General features: G+C 43.0%; 19 protein-coding genes. 12 read left to right on the top strand and 7 right to left on the bottom strand.

What is annotated here, in order from left to right; translation table 11 throughout:
• Window positions 1-33: 33 nt before the first annotated feature.
• Complete coding sequence (gene coaBC, locus VXQ92_RS12135) at window positions 34-1,308, bottom strand: bifunctional phosphopantothenoylcysteine decarboxylase/phosphopantothenate--cysteine ligase CoaBC (RefSeq protein WP_144725285.1); 1,275 nt, start codon at window positions 1,306-1,308, stop codon at window positions 34-36.
• 113 nt (window positions 1,309-1,421) lie between these two features.
• On the opposite strand from coaBC, the gene radC reads away from it, so the two are divergent.
• Window positions 1,422-2,123 carry a RadC family protein gene (gene radC, locus VXQ92_RS12130; RefSeq protein ID WP_144725287.1) on the top strand — a complete coding sequence of 234 codons (702 nt, stop codon included), beginning with the start codon at window positions 1,422-1,424 and terminating at the stop codon, window positions 2,121-2,123.
• Between the two features lie 64 nt (window positions 2,124-2,187).
• The gene (locus tag VXQ92_RS12125; RefSeq protein ID WP_064095227.1) at window positions 2,188-3,099 is read left to right on the top strand and encodes a bestrophin family protein; all 912 of its coding nucleotides are present in this window, start codon (window positions 2,188-2,190) and stop codon (window positions 3,097-3,099) included.
• 80 nt (window positions 3,100-3,179) lie between these two features.
• Here the strand turns inward: VXQ92_RS12125 and VXQ92_RS12120 are convergent, their stop codons facing one another.
• Complete coding sequence (locus tag VXQ92_RS12120) at window positions 3,180-4,031, bottom strand: PHP domain-containing protein (RefSeq protein ID WP_416681883.1); 852 nt, start codon at window positions 4,029-4,031, stop codon at window positions 3,180-3,182.
• Between the two features lie 44 nt (window positions 4,032-4,075).
• On the opposite strand from VXQ92_RS12120, the gene VXQ92_RS12115 reads away from it, so the two are divergent.
• The 4 genes from VXQ92_RS12115 to mnmC are packed head-to-tail and all read left to right on the top strand — an operon-like array spanning window position 4,076 to window position 7,472.
• Window positions 4,076-4,687 (top strand): septation protein IspZ, encoded by a 612-nt coding sequence (locus tag VXQ92_RS12115; protein ID WP_064095229.1) that lies wholly within the window; start codon window positions 4,076-4,078, stop codon window positions 4,685-4,687.
• A gap of 28 nt (window positions 4,688-4,715) precedes the next feature.
• Window positions 4,716-5,018 carry a YciI family protein gene (locus VXQ92_RS12110; protein ID WP_416681881.1) on the top strand — a complete coding sequence of 101 codons (303 nt, stop codon included), beginning with the start codon at window positions 4,716-4,718 and terminating at the stop codon, window positions 5,016-5,018.
• A gap of 5 nt (window positions 5,019-5,023) precedes the next feature.
• A complete protein-coding gene (locus VXQ92_RS12105; RefSeq protein ID WP_416681880.1) occupies window positions 5,024-5,533 on the top strand; it encodes a hypothetical protein in 510 nt (169 codons plus the stop codon).
• A 40-nt stretch (window positions 5,534-5,573) separates the two neighbouring features.
• The gene (mnmC, locus tag VXQ92_RS12100; protein WP_416681878.1) at window positions 5,574-7,472 is read left to right on the top strand and encodes an FAD-dependent 5-carboxymethylaminomethyl-2-thiouridine(34) oxidoreductase MnmC; all 1,899 of its coding nucleotides are present in this window, start codon (window positions 5,574-5,576) and stop codon (window positions 7,470-7,472) included.
• Window positions 7,473-7,568: 96 nt separating this feature from the next.
• On the opposite strand, the gene VXQ92_RS12095 is transcribed toward mnmC, so the two are convergent.
• A complete protein-coding gene (locus VXQ92_RS12095) occupies window positions 7,569-7,883 on the bottom strand; it encodes a rhodanese-like domain-containing protein (RefSeq protein WP_005233835.1) in 315 nt (104 codons plus the stop codon).
• Between the two features lie 91 nt (window positions 7,884-7,974).
• Between VXQ92_RS12095 and VXQ92_RS12090 the strand changes: the two genes are divergently transcribed.
• Window positions 7,975-8,463, top strand: coding sequence for a YajQ family cyclic di-GMP-binding protein (locus tag VXQ92_RS12090; protein WP_004783667.1), 489 nt, complete (start codon window positions 7,975-7,977; stop codon window positions 8,461-8,463).
• 27 nt (window positions 8,464-8,490) lie between these two features.
• Window positions 8,491-8,994, top strand: coding sequence for a DUF4442 domain-containing protein (locus VXQ92_RS12085; protein ID WP_416681876.1), 504 nt, complete (start codon window positions 8,491-8,493; stop codon window positions 8,992-8,994).
• Between the two features lie 57 nt (window positions 8,995-9,051).
• Here the strand turns inward: VXQ92_RS12085 and VXQ92_RS12080 are convergent, their stop codons facing one another.
• From VXQ92_RS12080 to VXQ92_RS12070, 3 genes are all read right to left on the bottom strand, one after another.
• On the bottom strand, window positions 9,052-9,423 hold the full coding sequence (locus VXQ92_RS12080; RefSeq protein ID WP_218955192.1) for an acyl-CoA thioesterase: 372 nt from the start codon (window positions 9,421-9,423) through the stop codon (window positions 9,052-9,054).
• A 74-nt stretch (window positions 9,424-9,497) separates the two neighbouring features.
• Window positions 9,498-9,929, bottom strand: coding sequence for a thioredoxin TrxC (trxC, locus tag VXQ92_RS12075; RefSeq protein WP_064095237.1), 432 nt, complete (start codon window positions 9,927-9,929; stop codon window positions 9,498-9,500).
• On the bottom strand, window positions 9,930-10,826 hold the full coding sequence (locus VXQ92_RS12070) for an alpha/beta fold hydrolase (RefSeq protein WP_144725307.1): 897 nt from the start codon (window positions 10,824-10,826) through the stop codon (window positions 9,930-9,932). It lies immediately after the preceding gene.
• 127 nt (window positions 10,827-10,953) lie between these two features.
• On the opposite strand from VXQ92_RS12070, the gene VXQ92_RS12065 reads away from it, so the two are divergent.
• The 4 genes from VXQ92_RS12065 (at window position 10,954) to VXQ92_RS12050 (ending at window position 14,562) form a co-directional block, all read left to right on the top strand.
• Window positions 10,954-11,289: a TIGR01244 family sulfur transferase gene (locus VXQ92_RS12065; RefSeq protein ID WP_416681874.1), complete on the top strand. Its 336-nt coding sequence runs from the start codon at window positions 10,954-10,956 to the stop codon at window positions 11,287-11,289.
• Window positions 11,282-11,704, top strand: coding sequence for a beta-lactamase hydrolase domain-containing protein (locus tag VXQ92_RS12060; RefSeq protein WP_416681872.1), 423 nt, complete (start codon window positions 11,282-11,284; stop codon window positions 11,702-11,704). Before VXQ92_RS12065 ends, VXQ92_RS12060 begins: the two co-directional genes overlap by 8 nt.
• A 203-nt stretch (window positions 11,705-11,907) precedes the next feature.
• A complete protein-coding gene (locus VXQ92_RS12055; RefSeq protein ID WP_416681870.1) occupies window positions 11,908-13,104 on the top strand; it encodes a hypothetical protein in 1,197 nt (398 codons plus the stop codon).
• 78 nt (window positions 13,105-13,182) lie between these two features.
• Entirely contained in the window at window positions 13,183-14,562 is a 1,380-nt protein-coding gene (locus VXQ92_RS12050; RefSeq protein WP_416681868.1) for a dihydrolipoyl dehydrogenase, read from the top strand.
• Here the strand turns inward: VXQ92_RS12050 and VXQ92_RS12045 are convergent.
• A complete protein-coding gene (locus VXQ92_RS12045; protein WP_416681867.1) occupies window positions 14,528-16,147 on the bottom strand; it encodes a Na/Pi cotransporter family protein in 1,620 nt (539 codons plus the stop codon). The genes VXQ92_RS12050 and VXQ92_RS12045 overlap by 35 nt on opposite strands.
• Between the last annotated feature and the right edge of the window lie 205 nt (window positions 16,148-16,352).

Below are 16,352 nucleotides of genomic sequence, written 5' to 3'. Positions count from 1 at the left end.
AGGGCTTTTTAAATTTTCTCATATTGATTCAGTCTAGAAATCGTCTTCTGCCAAGGGATCGTGATGCAGAGCATCATGAATCGCTTCAACCAGCTGCTGAGCAATTTCCTGCTTGGAGGCTTTTTCCAGATCACGTTTTTCCAGCTGGTAATGCTCGGCAAAAAATACCGTCATGGCATTTTCATCTGAAGCAAAACCGATATCGGCACGTGAAACGTCATTGCAGGCAATCATATCCAGCTTTTTAGCCACCAGCTTTCCGGCAGCATATTCTTCAATATTGCGGGTTTCTGCAGCAAAACCGACCATAAACGGACGTTTTTCCTGTTGGGCTATAGTGGCAACAATATCCGGATTTTTGACCAGCGCCACATTCAGCTCATCCCCAGCTTTCTTAATTTTATGTTCGGCTACCTGTGCCACACGATAATCGGCTACCGCAGCGGTCGCAATAAAAATGTCACAGCCCTGCTCCAGCATATGCATACTTTCATTTAGCATTTGCACGGCAGAAGAGACATTTTTACGTTTTACGCCATTCGGCGTATCCAGACTGACCGGCCCTGCAATCAGGGTCACATTGGCTCCTGCCGCATAACAGGCTGCAGCCAGTGCAAAGCCCATTTTCCCGGTACTGTGATTGGAAATATAACGCACTGGATCAATTGCTTCTCGAGTTGGACCCGCAGTAATCGTGACTTGTTTACCCGCAAGCAAGCCAAATTTTTCCGCAATCGCACGTTGGGCTTTATGAAAATATTCAGTCACCTGATGCGCTAAATCTTCCGGCTCAGGCATCCGGCCCAAACCTACATCCCCACAGGCCTGTGAACCAGCATCCGGCATGATCACATGCACACCATCTTCGATCAGTGTCGCAAGATTGCGCTGTGTTGCTTTCGCCGCCCACATTTGCTGGTTCATGGCAGGTGTCACCCAGACGGGTGCTTTCGTCGCCAGATATAAAGTACTGAGCAGATCATCCGCCAGGCCTGCGGCAAATTTTGCCAGGGTATCACAACTGGCTGGCGCTACCAGCAACAGGTCAGCCCAACGCGCCAGCTCGATATGCCCCATTCCGGCTTCTGCTTCAGGATCCAGTAATTCGGTATGCACGGGATTGCCCGATAAGGCCTGAAAGGTCAAAGGTGTAATAAAAGCCTGTGCACCGTGGGTCATTACCACTCGCACATCAAAGCCGGCATCTTTCAAACGGCGGACCAAAATCGCACTTTTATAGGCGGCAATACCGCCAGTGACGGCCAGAATGATATTTTTATGAGGAATTACACTTAGATCAAAGCTCACAAACAGATTACCTTGCTGTTGCAGTGAGGCTCACAATAGCATTAAATAATCGCATTCCCAAGAGATCGGCTTGCGGGAAAACTGATAATTCATAATAAAAAAGTATAATCATCATGCAATTTTCTATTAAAAACTGGCCGGAGCAAGAGCGGCCGCGGGAACGTTTGATTCAATATGGGGCTGAGAGTCTATCCGATGCCGAGCTACTGGCCATATTTCTACGTTCAGGTTCACAGCAACATTCGGCAGTTGATCTGGCGCGTTTGCTGATTCAGCATTTTGGTCATTTGACTGCTCTACTCGATGCCCCTTTACAGGAAGTCAGTCAGTTTCATGGCATGGGCATCAGCAAATACACGCAGCTGATGGCTGTCAAGGAACTTGGACGACGTTATATTGCCGAACACCTCAAGCAGGATGCACTGGAACTTACCAATTCCAAGCGCTTGAGAGACTATTTACGCTTTGAACTGCTCGGTGAAACACAGGAAGTATTCGCTGTGCTGTGTCTGGATGCCAGTTTAAGAAAAATTGCATTTAAAAAACTGTTTTATGGTTCAATCAATGCATGTGATATTTCCATTAATCAGTTATTGCGTTATGCCATTAGCCAGCAGGCGACCTCAATTGTCATTGCGCATAATCATCCGCTAGGCCGGCCCTCTCCTTCCAAGGCTGACCTGACATTGACCCGGCAGATTCAGCAGGCCTGCCAACTGGTAGATATCCATCTGATTGACCATTGTATTATCGCCTTGGAAGGCAGTTTTTCCTTTGCGGAACAGCAACTCATCAAACCAGAAGTACAGTATTGAATAGCACTTGACAAAGCAGGCACAACTCAACAAGATCATGGAAAAATTGTGATGATTCTAATAAATGATCGTACGTGACCAGCCGAGTGTTTTTAAACTGCTGTTTTCCTGGCGAGGGACGATTTTGCCTAAAGTTTTGCCACCTTTGGGCGTGGTCATGCTGATTTCGGCCATCATCGGTGGCTTGTCACATATTGGCTATTTTCATTTTCCAGAATTACCTCTGGTCGGCTTTACCCTGATTGGGGTAGTACTGTCGATTTTTCTCGGATTTAAAAACTCAGCCTGTTATGACCGCTGGTGGGAAGCGCGTAAACTTTGGGGCATTTTGATTGCTAATTCACGCCACTTTGACCGTGATTGCCGGATGCTGTCTCAAGGTCGCCGGGAACGTGTGATTCAGCATGTGATTGTCTTTGCCAATGTACTCCGTGATCGCCTTCGCCATCAGACAGCCAATCCGACTGAGCTGGTAGAAACCAGTGGCATGAGCCAACAGGCTGTGACCCAGCTCTATCAGCAGGCAAATGCAGCGCAATATACTTTAAGTCTGATTCAGTGGGAGTTGATGCAGGCTCTTAAAGAAGGTGAAATTTCCGATATCATCTATATGCAGATGAATAATCATGTAGCAGAACTGAGTATTGTCCAAACTGGTTGTGACCGGATTGCGACGACGCCTTTGCCTTTTGCCTATTCGGTCTTGCTCAACCGCACCGTGTATTTTTTCTGTTTTATTTTGCCTTTTAGTCTGGGTTCAACGCTCGGTCTGTTTACGCCTTTTCTGGTCGGCATTTTGGCTTATACCTTTTTAGGATTAGATGCTCTAAGTTCGGAAATTGAAGAGCCTTTTGGTACCCAGAGCAATGACTTGCCACTGGACTCGATGGTACGTACCATTGAAATTGAACTGTTAGGAACTTTGGGCAAACCAACACCTCCACCAATTCAGGCCAAAGATCATAATTTGCTTTAAAAGATTAGCCTCACTCATCCTTTGCTATCAGTGATAGCTAACTCTCCTTACAAATAAAGAAGATCAAAATAAAGAAATCCCTAGGTAAAACTCTCCCAAATCCCGATCTGACCCGGTTTCAGGCTCGGGACATTACCCAGTTTAATCCAGGGCATATGGTCGCCATGAAAATCGCTACCAATCGAAACTTTCAGACCATGTTCTGCAATCATTCGATCCACCATCTGCCGGGTGGAACTTGGCTCAATCGCCGGTGGCAGTTCCACCGCATCTCCACCAAACTTGGCAAAGATCTCGATCAGATAACGGATATTGGTCGCAGATAAATCATATTTGGTCGGATGTGCCAGTACTGCAAAACCGCCACTTGCATGAATCACCTGAATCGTTTCTTCAAGCCCTAGACCATCAAATTTGACATAGGCCTTTTTGCCTTCCTTGATATATTTATCAAAGGCCTGTTGCGGCCGGGTCACAATACCCTTTTCTACCAGTGTTTTGGCAATATGCGTTCGTGTCACCCGATCAGGGATATTCTCCACTTTGGTCAGTACATCTGCGTAAATATCCTGGTCAATAAGAGGAATCAAAAGATCACAGATCTGTTTAGAGCGTTCAGCCCGGATTTTCTTTTGCTGATTGAGGGCTTTTTGTAACGGCTCAGGCTTCTGGATATTAAGTGCCACAATATGCACACCATAGTTTTTTTTGGTCGCAGGCCGCGACCACTGGCTGGATATCTCTACGCCGGAGATAATCTTAATCTCATGATTTTTGGCAGCTTCCTCCGCCAATACCAAACCGTCCATGGTGTCATGATCGGTCAGTGCCAAAGTATGGATGAGTTTTTCCACAGCCGCTTCGACCAGTTGCTGAGGACTGAAAGTTCCATCAGAAATATTACTATGTGTATGTAAATCTACGCCGTGCATCTCTATACTATGACATTTATTTGATCAGATTTAGATACTCTAACATGAAAGCACTTTTAGACTTTGTGCCACTCATTATTTTCTTTTATTTATATAAAACTGTAGATCCAAAAGACACTGACCATCAATTGCTGCAATTGATCGGTTCTGCGGGGGGTGTCGACAATAATAATATTCTTGTTGCAACCACAGGTCTGATTATTTCCATGCTGGTCGTCTATGGTGCGTTATTTGTCATGCAAAAATTCCGCCTGGACAAGCAGCAATGGATTGTCTTGTTTATGACCGTGATTTTTGGTGGCATTACCCTGATGCTCAGCGATGATTTCTATATCCGTTTAAAAGCGGTATTACTGAATCTGGTCTTTGCCGGTGCCTTTTTATTATCCCCGTGGTTTAGCAAGGATAAAAAGCCATTGATTCAGCGTCTGTTTGGTCCGGTATTCAACCTAAGCGAAAAAGGCTGGGTTAAATTGAACTATGCATGGGTGGCAATGTTTGTGCTGATGTCATTTCTGCATACCTTTTTCGCCTATTTGTGGATGGATGGAAAATATTGGGGCGAATTTACCGCATTCGGTGACATGATCGTGATGTTTTCCTTTATCATTATTCAGTTTATTGTATTGCGCAAATACTTTAAGACTGCTGAATAAGTCCAACTACAAACGATTGAGAGTCATCATGCCATTATTCGTCGTTAGCTGTACCGATCGGGAAGGTACAGTGGAAAAACGCCTCGCGATTCGCCCACAACATCTTGCTCGTCTGGAACATTTGAATGCTGAAGGTCGCCTGATTGTTGCAGGTGCCATGCCTAAAGATCCGGCCAATCCAAAAGCCGGTTTTTACGGCAGTACCATTATTGTCGATTTTGACAGTCGTGAAGCACTGGATTCATGGTTACAGGATGAGCCATTTTTAAAAGAAGGTGTGTACGAACATATCGATGTCAAACCATTTAATAAAGCATTTCCTCAAGGATAAGGTCCATGCGTGTTGTTACTGCCAGTATCATTGGCCTATGTTTCATGATTTCTCCAGTATGGGCAGTCGAAGTTACGCCTGCTCCTGTGGCTCCGGAAAATCAGACAGCACCATCTCGAGCGACAGCAGCGACTGCACCAAACCAGTCGCCGCCAAAACCTGCCATTATTCCTGCAGTAGCAACTTCTGCCCAGCCGGTGCCACCTGCTGAAAATAAACCGTTAACCGCAGAAGAAATCGCCAAGCTAAAAGCCCAGCAAGATGCCAAGGTAAAAGCCTTGGTCAAAGATCAGGCCACCCGTTTAGAGCAACTGGAAAAAGCCAATCTGGACGCACTATCGCAAAACCAGGAATTACAGCTCAAGAATGATAACTTGGGCGTTCAGGTACAGGTACTACAAAGTGAACGTAGTGCCCAGATGTTCCTCTACGGCGCAGCAACATTGGCAGTAGGTGTACTGCTGGGCTTCCTGATAGCGAGCTATGTTTATACCAAACGCCGCCGTCAGTGGTAAGCTATAGTCCTTCCCGATATCTTTTAAGGTTGTAACCGTTTTGTCGCACGCAATTCAAACTGCCGATCTGGACTGGCAATTGGTGGATGGCATTGATGTGCCTGTATCCAAGCAATTTGGTGATGTGTATTTTTCCAAAGACAATGGCCTGCTGGAAACCCGGCATGTCTTTTTAAATGGCAATGATCTCAGCACTCGTCTGACAAATCTAAAACCTTTTGAATATTTCTGTGTCGGTGAAACGGGTTTTGGTACTGGTTTAAATATTCTGGCGCTGTGGCAACTCTGGCAACAGGTACGTCCGGACAATCACAGTCATTTGCATGCCATTTCAGTGGAAAAATTTCCGCTCTCTAAAGCGGATCTGATCCGCGCCCTGAATGCCTGGCCTGAGTTAAAACCTTTGGCTGATCAGCTGATTTCTCAATATCCAATGCCAATTGCTGGCTGTCATCGACTCAGTTTTCCTGAAGAACGTTTCAGTCTCGATCTATGGCTAGGCGATGCCCACGATATCTTCCCGGTCATTGAAAAAACTGCAGCGGTGAATGCCTGGTTTCTGGATGGCTTTGCGCCTTCCTGCAATCCGGATATGTGGGAAGAAAATGTCTTAAACCATATTGTGCGCTTGTCGGAAACTGGAACGACATTTGCCTCTTTTAGTGTCGCGGGTGTCTTAAAACGTGGCTTAAAAAATCACGGGATTTCAATTTCCCGCCCACGTGGGTTTGGCCATAAACGTGAAATGTTGAAAGCAATCTGGAATCCGGCTGAGGAAAGTAACCCATCTCCAGATCAGGAAAGTGCGCAAAAAAAAACTGAGTCAGCTTTAGAGATAAATGCTAGGCCTCGCCAGATCGCTGTGATTGGCGCAGGAATCGCAGGTTTAAGTACGGCATGGGCATTCGCTCAACGTGGTCATCAAGTCACTATTTACGACCGGTCGGCGCCGCTCTCTGGAGGTTCTGGCAATCCACTGGCCTTGCTCAATCCCAAACTCTGTCCGGTTGAGCAAAGTGCTGAACATTTGATGACCTTGTCTTGGCAACATGCCTTAAATCATTATCAGAAATTTAAGGCTTTCCGCCCGATTCAGGTCAATCAACTCGCCTTAAAAAATCCTGAACAGCTTTTAGGATTGGCAGACGCATATCCCGAAGGAATTCTGGCTGCACAAACAGTAGAAGATCAGGAGATGCAAACTGCATTTCCAAGTTTAAAACTGTTAGCAGCTGGCGCGGTTTCACCGCATCAGTTACGTGATGAAATTTTGCAGCATCCTCATATTCAATATCAACAGGCCCAAATTAGCCATCTTGAAACGACTATACAACCTGAGTTATTTGTAGATCAGCAATCTTTAGGCAAGTTTGATCATGTGATTGTCTGTACTGCACGAGAAACCCAGCAGTTTTTTGCAGATTATCCTCCCCTGAAACCGATTCGCGGACAGGTCAGCTGGGTGAATAATCAAACCCAGCCTTTAAGTCAAAATACTGCCTATAGCTATGGTGGCTACTGTATGCAACTCAATGCCGAACAACTCATTCTCGGGGCTTCGTTTTATCCCGGCCGGGATGATACAGAGGTGCTGGCAGAAGATCATATGCATAATTATGAACTTATCCACGGTGTCTTTCCTGAATATGCGAAATCTCTTCCTTCCATCGAGACTTGGCTAGGCCGTGCATCGCTACGTGCACAAAGTCAGGATTATTTCCCTCTACTCGGTAAAATGAAAGCGGATGAGGAAGTTTATAGCTTTGCTGGTCTCGGGTCTAAAGGCTTCCTGTTTGCACCACTATGTAGTGAAATCTTGGCCGCCCAGATTCTGGGAGAAGCTTGCCTGGTTCCATCTCATGTAGTGAAAAAACTCAGCGTGACCCGTTTTCAAAAGAAAGTGAAAATGAAAAAACCGTATTTAAAACCTCAAATATAAAATCCTATTTTAAGGGTGTTCCCTCTCCCTATGAGAGAGGGAAAAATATTACCCCCATTAAAAAAGCGCCTGACGGCGCTTTTTTTCACAAGGTTATTAGGCACCTTGTTCCAGTGGCATACCTGCATCACGAGCAGCACGAGTACCACCCATCAGGATGACATATTCACGTGAGCTGTCAAAACCTTCTAACTTTTCAGCTGCACGTGGAGCTTTACTCCCACCACCACATAAAATGTAAATCGGTTGATCCGCTGACACCTGAGTCAGGCTATCTGCTGAAAGATCGTTAATGGGCTGATTGACCGCCCCTTTCACGTGTGCTTCAGCATAAGCACTTGCATCTCGTACATCCCAGATTACAGCATTTTCTGGGAACTCAAATGTTGTAATTTCTTGTTTACGGATCATTGTGCACTCCTTTGATGTAAACAACACTTGGCAAATGAAGAAAACATCCCTAGCATCTCAGATATTCTTTCCCTTTGTAAAGGTCTAAACTATGCCTTCTTTCGATATTGTTTCTGAATTAGAAATTTTTGAAGTAAATCATGCAGTTCAAAATACCCAAAAAGAGATTGCAACCCGCTTCGATTTCCGTGGACAGGATGTTTCTATTGAACTGAATGAAAAAAACAAGGAAATCAAAATTAGCACAGAAAGTGATTTCCAATGTGAGCAAGTGTATACCATGCTGGAAAACCATTTCTTCAAACGTAAAGTGGATATTCAGGCACTAGATCCACAAAAAATGACCGCTTCAGGCAAAAATGTAGTTCAAGTGATCAAGCTTAAAGATGGCCTTGACTCAGATACGGCGAAAAAAATTAATAAGGCCATTAAAGAAAGCGGCATTAAAGTGCAATCTTCAATTCAGGGTGACAAGATTCGTGTGACTGATAAAAAACGCGATACCTTGCAACAAGTCATGGCATTCCTGAAAGAACAACAATTCGGTCTGCCTTTACAGTTCAACAACTTTAAAGACTAAGATATCTCAACGTCTGAAGATGGAATTATGACAAAGAGCAACCGACTGACCAGACTGGTCAAAGCGACATCAAGATTACCGCAAGGTATGCGTACTGCTTTATTGAGTAAGACTTTTGGCCGAGTAGTTCCGATGGTTGGCTCTGCCAAGATTCGTTATGAGGGAATGAGTGCGTCCAAAGTGGTAGTCAGTATGGCCAATCATAAAGCCATGCAGAACCATATTGGACAAATTCATGCATGTGCAATGGCCCTGCTGGCAGAAACAGCAACCGGGTTTGTAACCGCAATGAATGTCCCGGATAGCGCAGTGGTTTTGATTAAGAGTCTAAAAATAGACTTTAAACGGCCGACCAAAGGTGCCCTGACGGCAGTTGCTACCTTGACTGCTGAACAGCAACAGCTTATGCAAAGTTCAGACAAAGGTGAAACACTGGTTCAAGTTGTGGTAAGTGATGAATCGGGTGAAGCACCCATTCAATGCGAGATGCTCTGGGCCTGGATTTCCAAAAAGCAATTGAAGCAGACCTGATAGCAATACAGACAAAAAAATCCCAGATCATTAATCTGGGATTTTTTATGAGACGAATTATGACTTCTGCTGAGATTCTAGAAACTTCTGTTTTGCTTCCTCTGGAATCGGACGTTTATTGCCCTTCACATCCACTGCCACAAAGGTAAATACCCCTTCAGTCACGCGTACAGGCGGACGTGAGTCGTCATGGCTATCCCATACTTCAATTTCCATCTGGATGGAGGTATTGCCGACCTTTAGAATTTTGGTATAGCAGCTAATCACATCACCGACTTTCACCGGAACCAAGAAGGTCATCTGGTTAATCGAAATTGTCGCACAGCGTCCTTTACTAAAGCGCTCTGCATGAATTGCTCCCGCCAAGTCCATTTGTGAAACAATCCAGCCACCAAATACATCTCCACTCCAGTTGGTATCCGCAGGCATCGCAATGGTCTGCAGGGAAAGAATTCCCTCTGGTTTATTATGAAAATCTGACACTTGAACTCCAGGCTTGTGAATTAGGATGGGGCATTTAACTGCTGATCAAGCCACTTTTGCAGCTCGCTTGAGCGTAATGCACCGCTTATTCTAGCAATTTCGTTACTTTTATTCATTAAAACCAGCGTCGGAATACTGCGTACATTAAATGCTGCACTTAGCCGTGGATTTGCTTCTGTATCAATTTTGGCAAAAACTACATTGGGATAGAGTTTGGCAACATTGGCAAAGTGCGGCGCCATCATTTTACATGGCCCACACCAGTCCGCCCATAGGTCGATCAGGATCGGCAAGTCACTATGCGTGACAAACTGGCTGAAATTCTGCTCATTCAATTCAATCGGTGCCAATGGAACCAGTGCTTGATGGCATTGACCACAAGCGGGATTAGCGGTTAGTTTTTCTTCAGGGACACGGTTTTTGGCCAGACATTCCGGACATACAATAATCATCTAGCGCACTCCAATATGTTGATGTAAGAATTCTAATTGGGTCGAAACTGCTTTTTCAAACCATTCGCCATGATAAATATCAAAATGTCGCATATTCCACTCATGATATTGCACAAATGGCGCAATATTGGTTGCAGTTTCCCGACTGGATTCAATGGGAATCAGACTATCCAGTTTTGCTGCAATGAACAGAACTGGAATCGTGATTTTACGTACTTCCAGAATGGGACGATAACGCATCAGTTTAAAGAATGCGCGTGCAGGAATATGACCACTCCAGTAATAATCCGGGTTCACGATGGACATATATCCCTGATAACTGTCTTGGGTTGGCATAAAACAGAGTTCATGAGGGTCTACTACGGGTAAGGTTTTCGGTCCCATACCAACCTTGGCGCCCATGTAGTCTTGGCTGGAAATTTTCAGGGCTTTAGGCAATTGCTGCAAAGGATAAAGTTTGGCACTTTCTGCCCCATCCACAAACGGTACCTGCGCCATTACTGCCTGAATATTCGACAGCTCTGCTGCAAGTGTCAGTACATGACCGCCACTTAACGCCGTTCCCCAAAGTACAATTCTTTTGCTGTCAATCGACTTACGTGCCTCTAAATGGCTGATCATAGTCCGCCAGTCTTCAAGCTGAGCACTAATGGATACCAGTTCACGTGGACGTCCTGTACTCCCGCCCCAATAGCGATAATCAAACAGCACCACAGCATAGCCAGCACTGGCAAAGCGCTGTGCATACTGGACCAGTTTAAAATGACGTAAAGCTGCCAGACCGTGGGCCATCAGGATCACAGCCGGTTTATCGACCTGTTGAGGATGATAAAAATCCGCAGCAATCACTTCCTGACCGCTTTTAACATACAGTGGTTCGACTGTATAGGCGTACATATGCGCTCCATTGCATTATTTTATAATTGTAATCGTATTTATAAATTTTTCAGAACTAAGCCGTCATGTTTTCAGCTTAATGCTATCATAAAGCATATCTAGATAAATGACATAATGGAGTGACATCATGAGCGAAAATGTAGGCTTTACGGGCCAAATTGGTCCTGAACATATCTCTCAAATAGTTGAAAAAGGTTTTAAATCGATTATCAACAACCGTCCAGATATGGAAGGTGGTTCTGAGCAGCCAACCAGTGCACAAATCGAAGAGGCTGCACGTGCAGCAGGTCTGGATTATGTATTCCAACCGGTGATTGCCGGTCAGATTACCGAGCTTGATGTCCGCACTTTTGCCAATCATTATAATGAATTACCAAAACCAATCTTGATGTTTTGCCGTACCGGAAACCGCTCAAATAATTTATATCAACTGGCAAAACAGATGGACTTGCTGGATGACTAAGTCATTTTGGAACGGTGTAGTACTCGCAATCTGTTTTAGCTGTACTTCACCTGTTTTTGCTGCGCAGAATTTGAGTCGTGCTCTGACCGCGACGGTGAGTGTTACCGGTCAAATGACCTTGGATAAGTTTGAGCAATTGATTCAGCAGGGTTTTAAATCCGTGATTGTAAACCGCCCTGATCAGGAGTCTGGCAATGTCGTCACGGTAAGTCAATTACGCTCGATTGCAGAAAAGTCTCAAGTCAGTGTGATTTATCAACCAGTAATAAGTGGTCATATTTCTCAGGCCAATATTGAGGAATTTGCCCGATATTACAATGAGCTGCCAAAGCCTATTTTAATGGTCTGCCGTAGTGGTACACGTTCAGCATCTTTGTTTAACCAAGCTAAATCTCAAGGATTGATTCATGAATAAATTATTGATTATTGTATGTTGTAGTTTGGCTTTTGCAGGTTGTAGCTCGATGAATTTGAAGCCGACTGTGGGTGTGAATGTGGGAACTTCCTTATAAGTCCGCCCACAAAAAACCAATGGCGCTCTTTGCGCCATTTTTTATCTATGATAATCTTAAAATAGTATAACTATAGTTTTTGTAAATAATTATTTTGGGGTAAAACATGAAGTTTAATAAAAGTGCGCTCGTTATCACTTTATCAGGTTTTTTAGCCGCGTGTGGAGGGGGGGGTAGCGATGGCTATTATGATAAATCACCTTCAACTGGAACCAATAATGGCGATCATTCAAGTATCCCATCTGGTGAACAAACCCCTCAACAAATCTTGGACACCATAAAACGTGAAGGCCAGTTCTTATTTGGAAATTATGACCCAAATGATGCTACTACGGCTAAAGGTTATATTGACCATGCATTAGATACTTTCGCACAGGGTCCCCTACAATTAAGCTTAGACATTCGAAAAATAGATCTATCCACCTATAAAAATAGCTCATATTACCGCAACAAATGCTTTGCCTTAAGTAAAACAGATTACAGAGCTTGCTATGTATTCGTGGCTGAAGATATTAAAAATATCTTACCTGGTTACGATAACTGGGATTTTGATATTACAGTAGATGATTTAAAAAATATTAAATTACAACATGATGAAGTAACACCAAACTTAGAAGAATATGAATCAAATACACGTATTTATGTATTTGAAAACGAAAATGGAGATAAAAATTTCCATGATGTAACTATTACCGGTGCATTTTCATATCCCTTCCAACAGTCATGGGGAATTCAACAAACTCAACAAAAACGTTTTGTTTTGATTAATGGTAGTACTAGTGATTATAAGATCACGACAACAGCAATTGTAGCCGATCCAGAAACAGGTGAAGATATTGAACGAGAAATTACGACAGGCGCAATTAGTATTTATAAAGATTTAACCTCACGTGATGGTAGCTTATATAACATTCAATCAGGTTCAGGATTTAATGTACTGATAAATGATAATCCCAATATTCCTTTTGCTGAGCCAATTTCTTTAATACTAAACTCATCTCCTGGCACGACTAGTTCAGCTAATTACCGTGTGAGAGCTTCTGGTGAACAAGAGTTAATTCTACCGAGCATTACGACAATCGATGGTACTCGTGTTGAAAATGAAACTCCTGATCAAAATAAGCAAACTTTTACTGGTAGTATAAAGTTAACTGGCATAAACATTTTAAAATTTAAACAAGCAACAAGTGGTACGCTTAATTTTGAACATACTATTAATGGTACAATATTCAAAGGGACTTCAACAAATAATGGCGGTACAATTAGTACGAATTTGAGCTTACCAACAGGCATTAAATTTTAAGTGTAAATAATTGCAATAAAACCCTCTTTCTAGAGGGTTTTTTTATATAGTTATATTATTTTTTAAGATATTTATATTATGTACGACATAATTATCATTGGCGCCGGTACTGCAGGCATCAGCGCTTATAACGAAGCCATTAAATACACCAAAAATATTTTAATTATCAATGATGGTTCATGGGATACGACCTGTGCCCGTGTAGGCTGTATGCCCAGTAAACTGCTGATCTCATCTGCAAATCGTATGCAAGATATTCAATCCGCGAAAGATCTCGGTTTACTTCAGGATGTTGCGGTTAATACGTCAAATGTCATGCAACGTCTACATCACTTAAGAGAACGTTTTATTCGAGCAACCTTGAAAGGCATAGACCAATGGGATAATTCACATAAAATTTCTGGTCATGCGAAGTTTATTGATACTCATACAGTTGAAGTTAATGGACAATCTTATCAAGCTAAAAGTTTTATTATTGCAGTGGGTTCACGACCGCATATCGATAAAGCATTAAAGGAAGAATTAGGAAATAAATATTTAAGTTCTGACGAAATTTTTGAACTTTCTCAGTTACCCAAGTCTTTAGCAGTGATCGGGAGTGGCGTGATTGCCACTGAATTGGCTCAGGCTATGCAACGACTGGGGGTAAAAACCACGATGTTTGCGCGTAGTCAGAAAGTCGGTGCTCTAAGCAGCCCTACTTTACAGTCATTAGCCCAAAAAGAACTCAGTGAAGAAATCAATATCAAGTTTAAAATCTTACCAGACCAAGTTAAAAAACAGACGAATCACATTAAAATTGATTTTACCGAAAATAATCAAGTTCAAAGTATTGAGGTTGACTATGTTCTGGGTGCTACAGGGCGTCAGAGCAATCTGGATCGCTTGAGCTTAGACCAGTTAGACCCTAGCTTTACTGATATAAAGAAAATGCCTATCAATAAAAAAACCAAACAACTCGCAGATATGCCAATATTTATAGTGGGTGATGCCGCCCCTGATGCCCCCATTCAACACGAGGCTGCTCATGCCGGTAAAGAGGTGGTTCATAACTGTTTAAATTATCCTGAAGTCAAACCGATTCCAGCACTCACCCCATTGGCAATCATATTTTCTCATCCGGAAATGGCTATTGTCGGGCAAAGTTTTAAACAGTTAGAACAACAAAATATTGAGTTTATTCGAGGATTTGCCTCCTATGAAAATCAAGGCCGTGCACTGGTACTTGCTGAAAATAAGGGAGGAATTGAAGTTTATATTGATAAAAAATCAGGCAAATTATTAGGCGCAGAACTGTTCTGTTCTCAAGCTGAACATCTTGCCCATCTTCTTGCCTGGACCATAGATGCCGATCAGGATATTCATCAAATCCTTGCCAAACCTTTTTACCACCCGACGCTAGAGGAAGGGCTCAGATCTGCACTTAAACATGCTCGTCGTCAACTTCAGCAACCCTAAGAGATTGTTGGCACTCTTTTAGTACATTCACCAGACGGAGACTATGTGAAATTAGGCGTTCCAACCAGCGCTGAGCAGCCAACAACTCTAAGGTCTTAACTGCATTCAGCTGATAAGTAGAGGCATAACTATTTATTTTTTCTCGTAATTCAGCATGGTGCTGTTTGCTCCATTTTTTTAAGTTTTCCAGCTCTATATAGAGTTGTTGAAGATCATCAGATGAAGACAGGCCCAGCCGAATATTTCCCTCATTTTCTACTATCTGGATAAAGTCCAGGGCAATCTGATAGATTGCAGGTTGGGTGCGGATATTTAATGCATACTCTAGATTTTCCAGATCACTACGTAATACTTTTAAATAAACCATGATCCTCAACAAGCTAAATAGCCGGGCTTGATCTTGACTATTTTCCGGCACTATAATTTTTTCTAAATAATCCTGTAATTTATAGATTAATTCATCCTGCTGTTTTAACTCATTAGCCGAAACCATTTCGGCCGACTTGATGGCTTTAAGTATCCAGAAATACTGGGTTCCTATTGTTTTAAAAATTACTTTTTCTGCTGTATTAATGGCTACCGCAGGTACAGCTAAACTGGCATCATCCAAAGCTTGTAATAATGAATCTTCATGTGCAGGAATATATTTAACCAACAGCCGTTCAAAAGGCCCGATCAATGGCATAAAAAATAAGGCACCAAATAGACTAAAAGCAGTATGAAATGCAGCCACAATTACCACATTATCCCAGCTGGATAAAAAATGCTGCGGTTGATGAAACCATAAAAATAAAGGAACTAAAATACAAAATGCAAAAATTGCACTCACGACATTAAAACAGACATGCACAGCAGCAGTTCGTTTTGCATTCGCATTTGCACCAATAGATGCGAGCACTGCAGTTGCAACAGTTCCAACATTCTGCCCAATCACGAGCATTAAAGCCTGATCAAGCTGAATGGCCTGACTTGCCAATGCAGCAAGTGTCGCCGTAATCGCAGCACTGGAAGACTGTAAAACCACAGTCATGACCAAACCAAAAAGTACCAACAATAATTTGGAAGCAACGCTTTTGGTGGAGAAAACTGAAAGGTCAAGATGCTCTGCGACACCTGACATTGCAACCTGAAGCAAGTCAATTCCAAAGAAAATCAGTCCAAAGCCTGCAAGTGCCAGGCCGGTGAGTGCTGTACGTCCATGTGCTAATATTTTAAGTAAAGCACCTAGGGCAATCAGAGGTAAAGCTATTTGCCCGATAGAAAACTTTAACCCCAGAAAAGCCACCATCCAGCCCGTACTGGTAGTACCGATATTGGCGCCAATAATGACACCAATGGCCTGCGAAAAAGTAAGAACTCCCGCGCTGACAAAGCCAATAGTTGCTAAAGTTGTGGCTGTAGAAGATTGCACTATCAAGGTTAAAGCAATCCCTGAAATCATTGCTTTAAAAGGAGAACCTGTAAACCGCCCTAACCACTGTCTTAATGTTTCACCTGCAATATCTTTAAGACTATCGGTCATTAAAGTCATGCCAAGCAGGAATAAACCAATCCCGCCACATAGCTGTGCAAATACCTCCAACACGCAGATTCCTAGGTTTTAAGCTTTAAACGATTAAAACACAATCAGGCTAGTTTAAAAATAGTAAATAACCTTGAGTAAATTCAGAATATTATTTTTACTATATTTAATTTTACTATAAACTCCAGGCCTAAAAAAACACCCCCGGCCTTTAGACCGGGGGTGTTTCGAATAATGAGCTGGCGATGACTTACTCTCACATGGGTAA

This window comes from Acinetobacter sp. 228, from assembly GCF_048147885.1.
The sequence above is the reverse complement of the archived record's forward strand: the minus strand, read 5'-3'. Positions and strand labels throughout refer to the sequence as shown.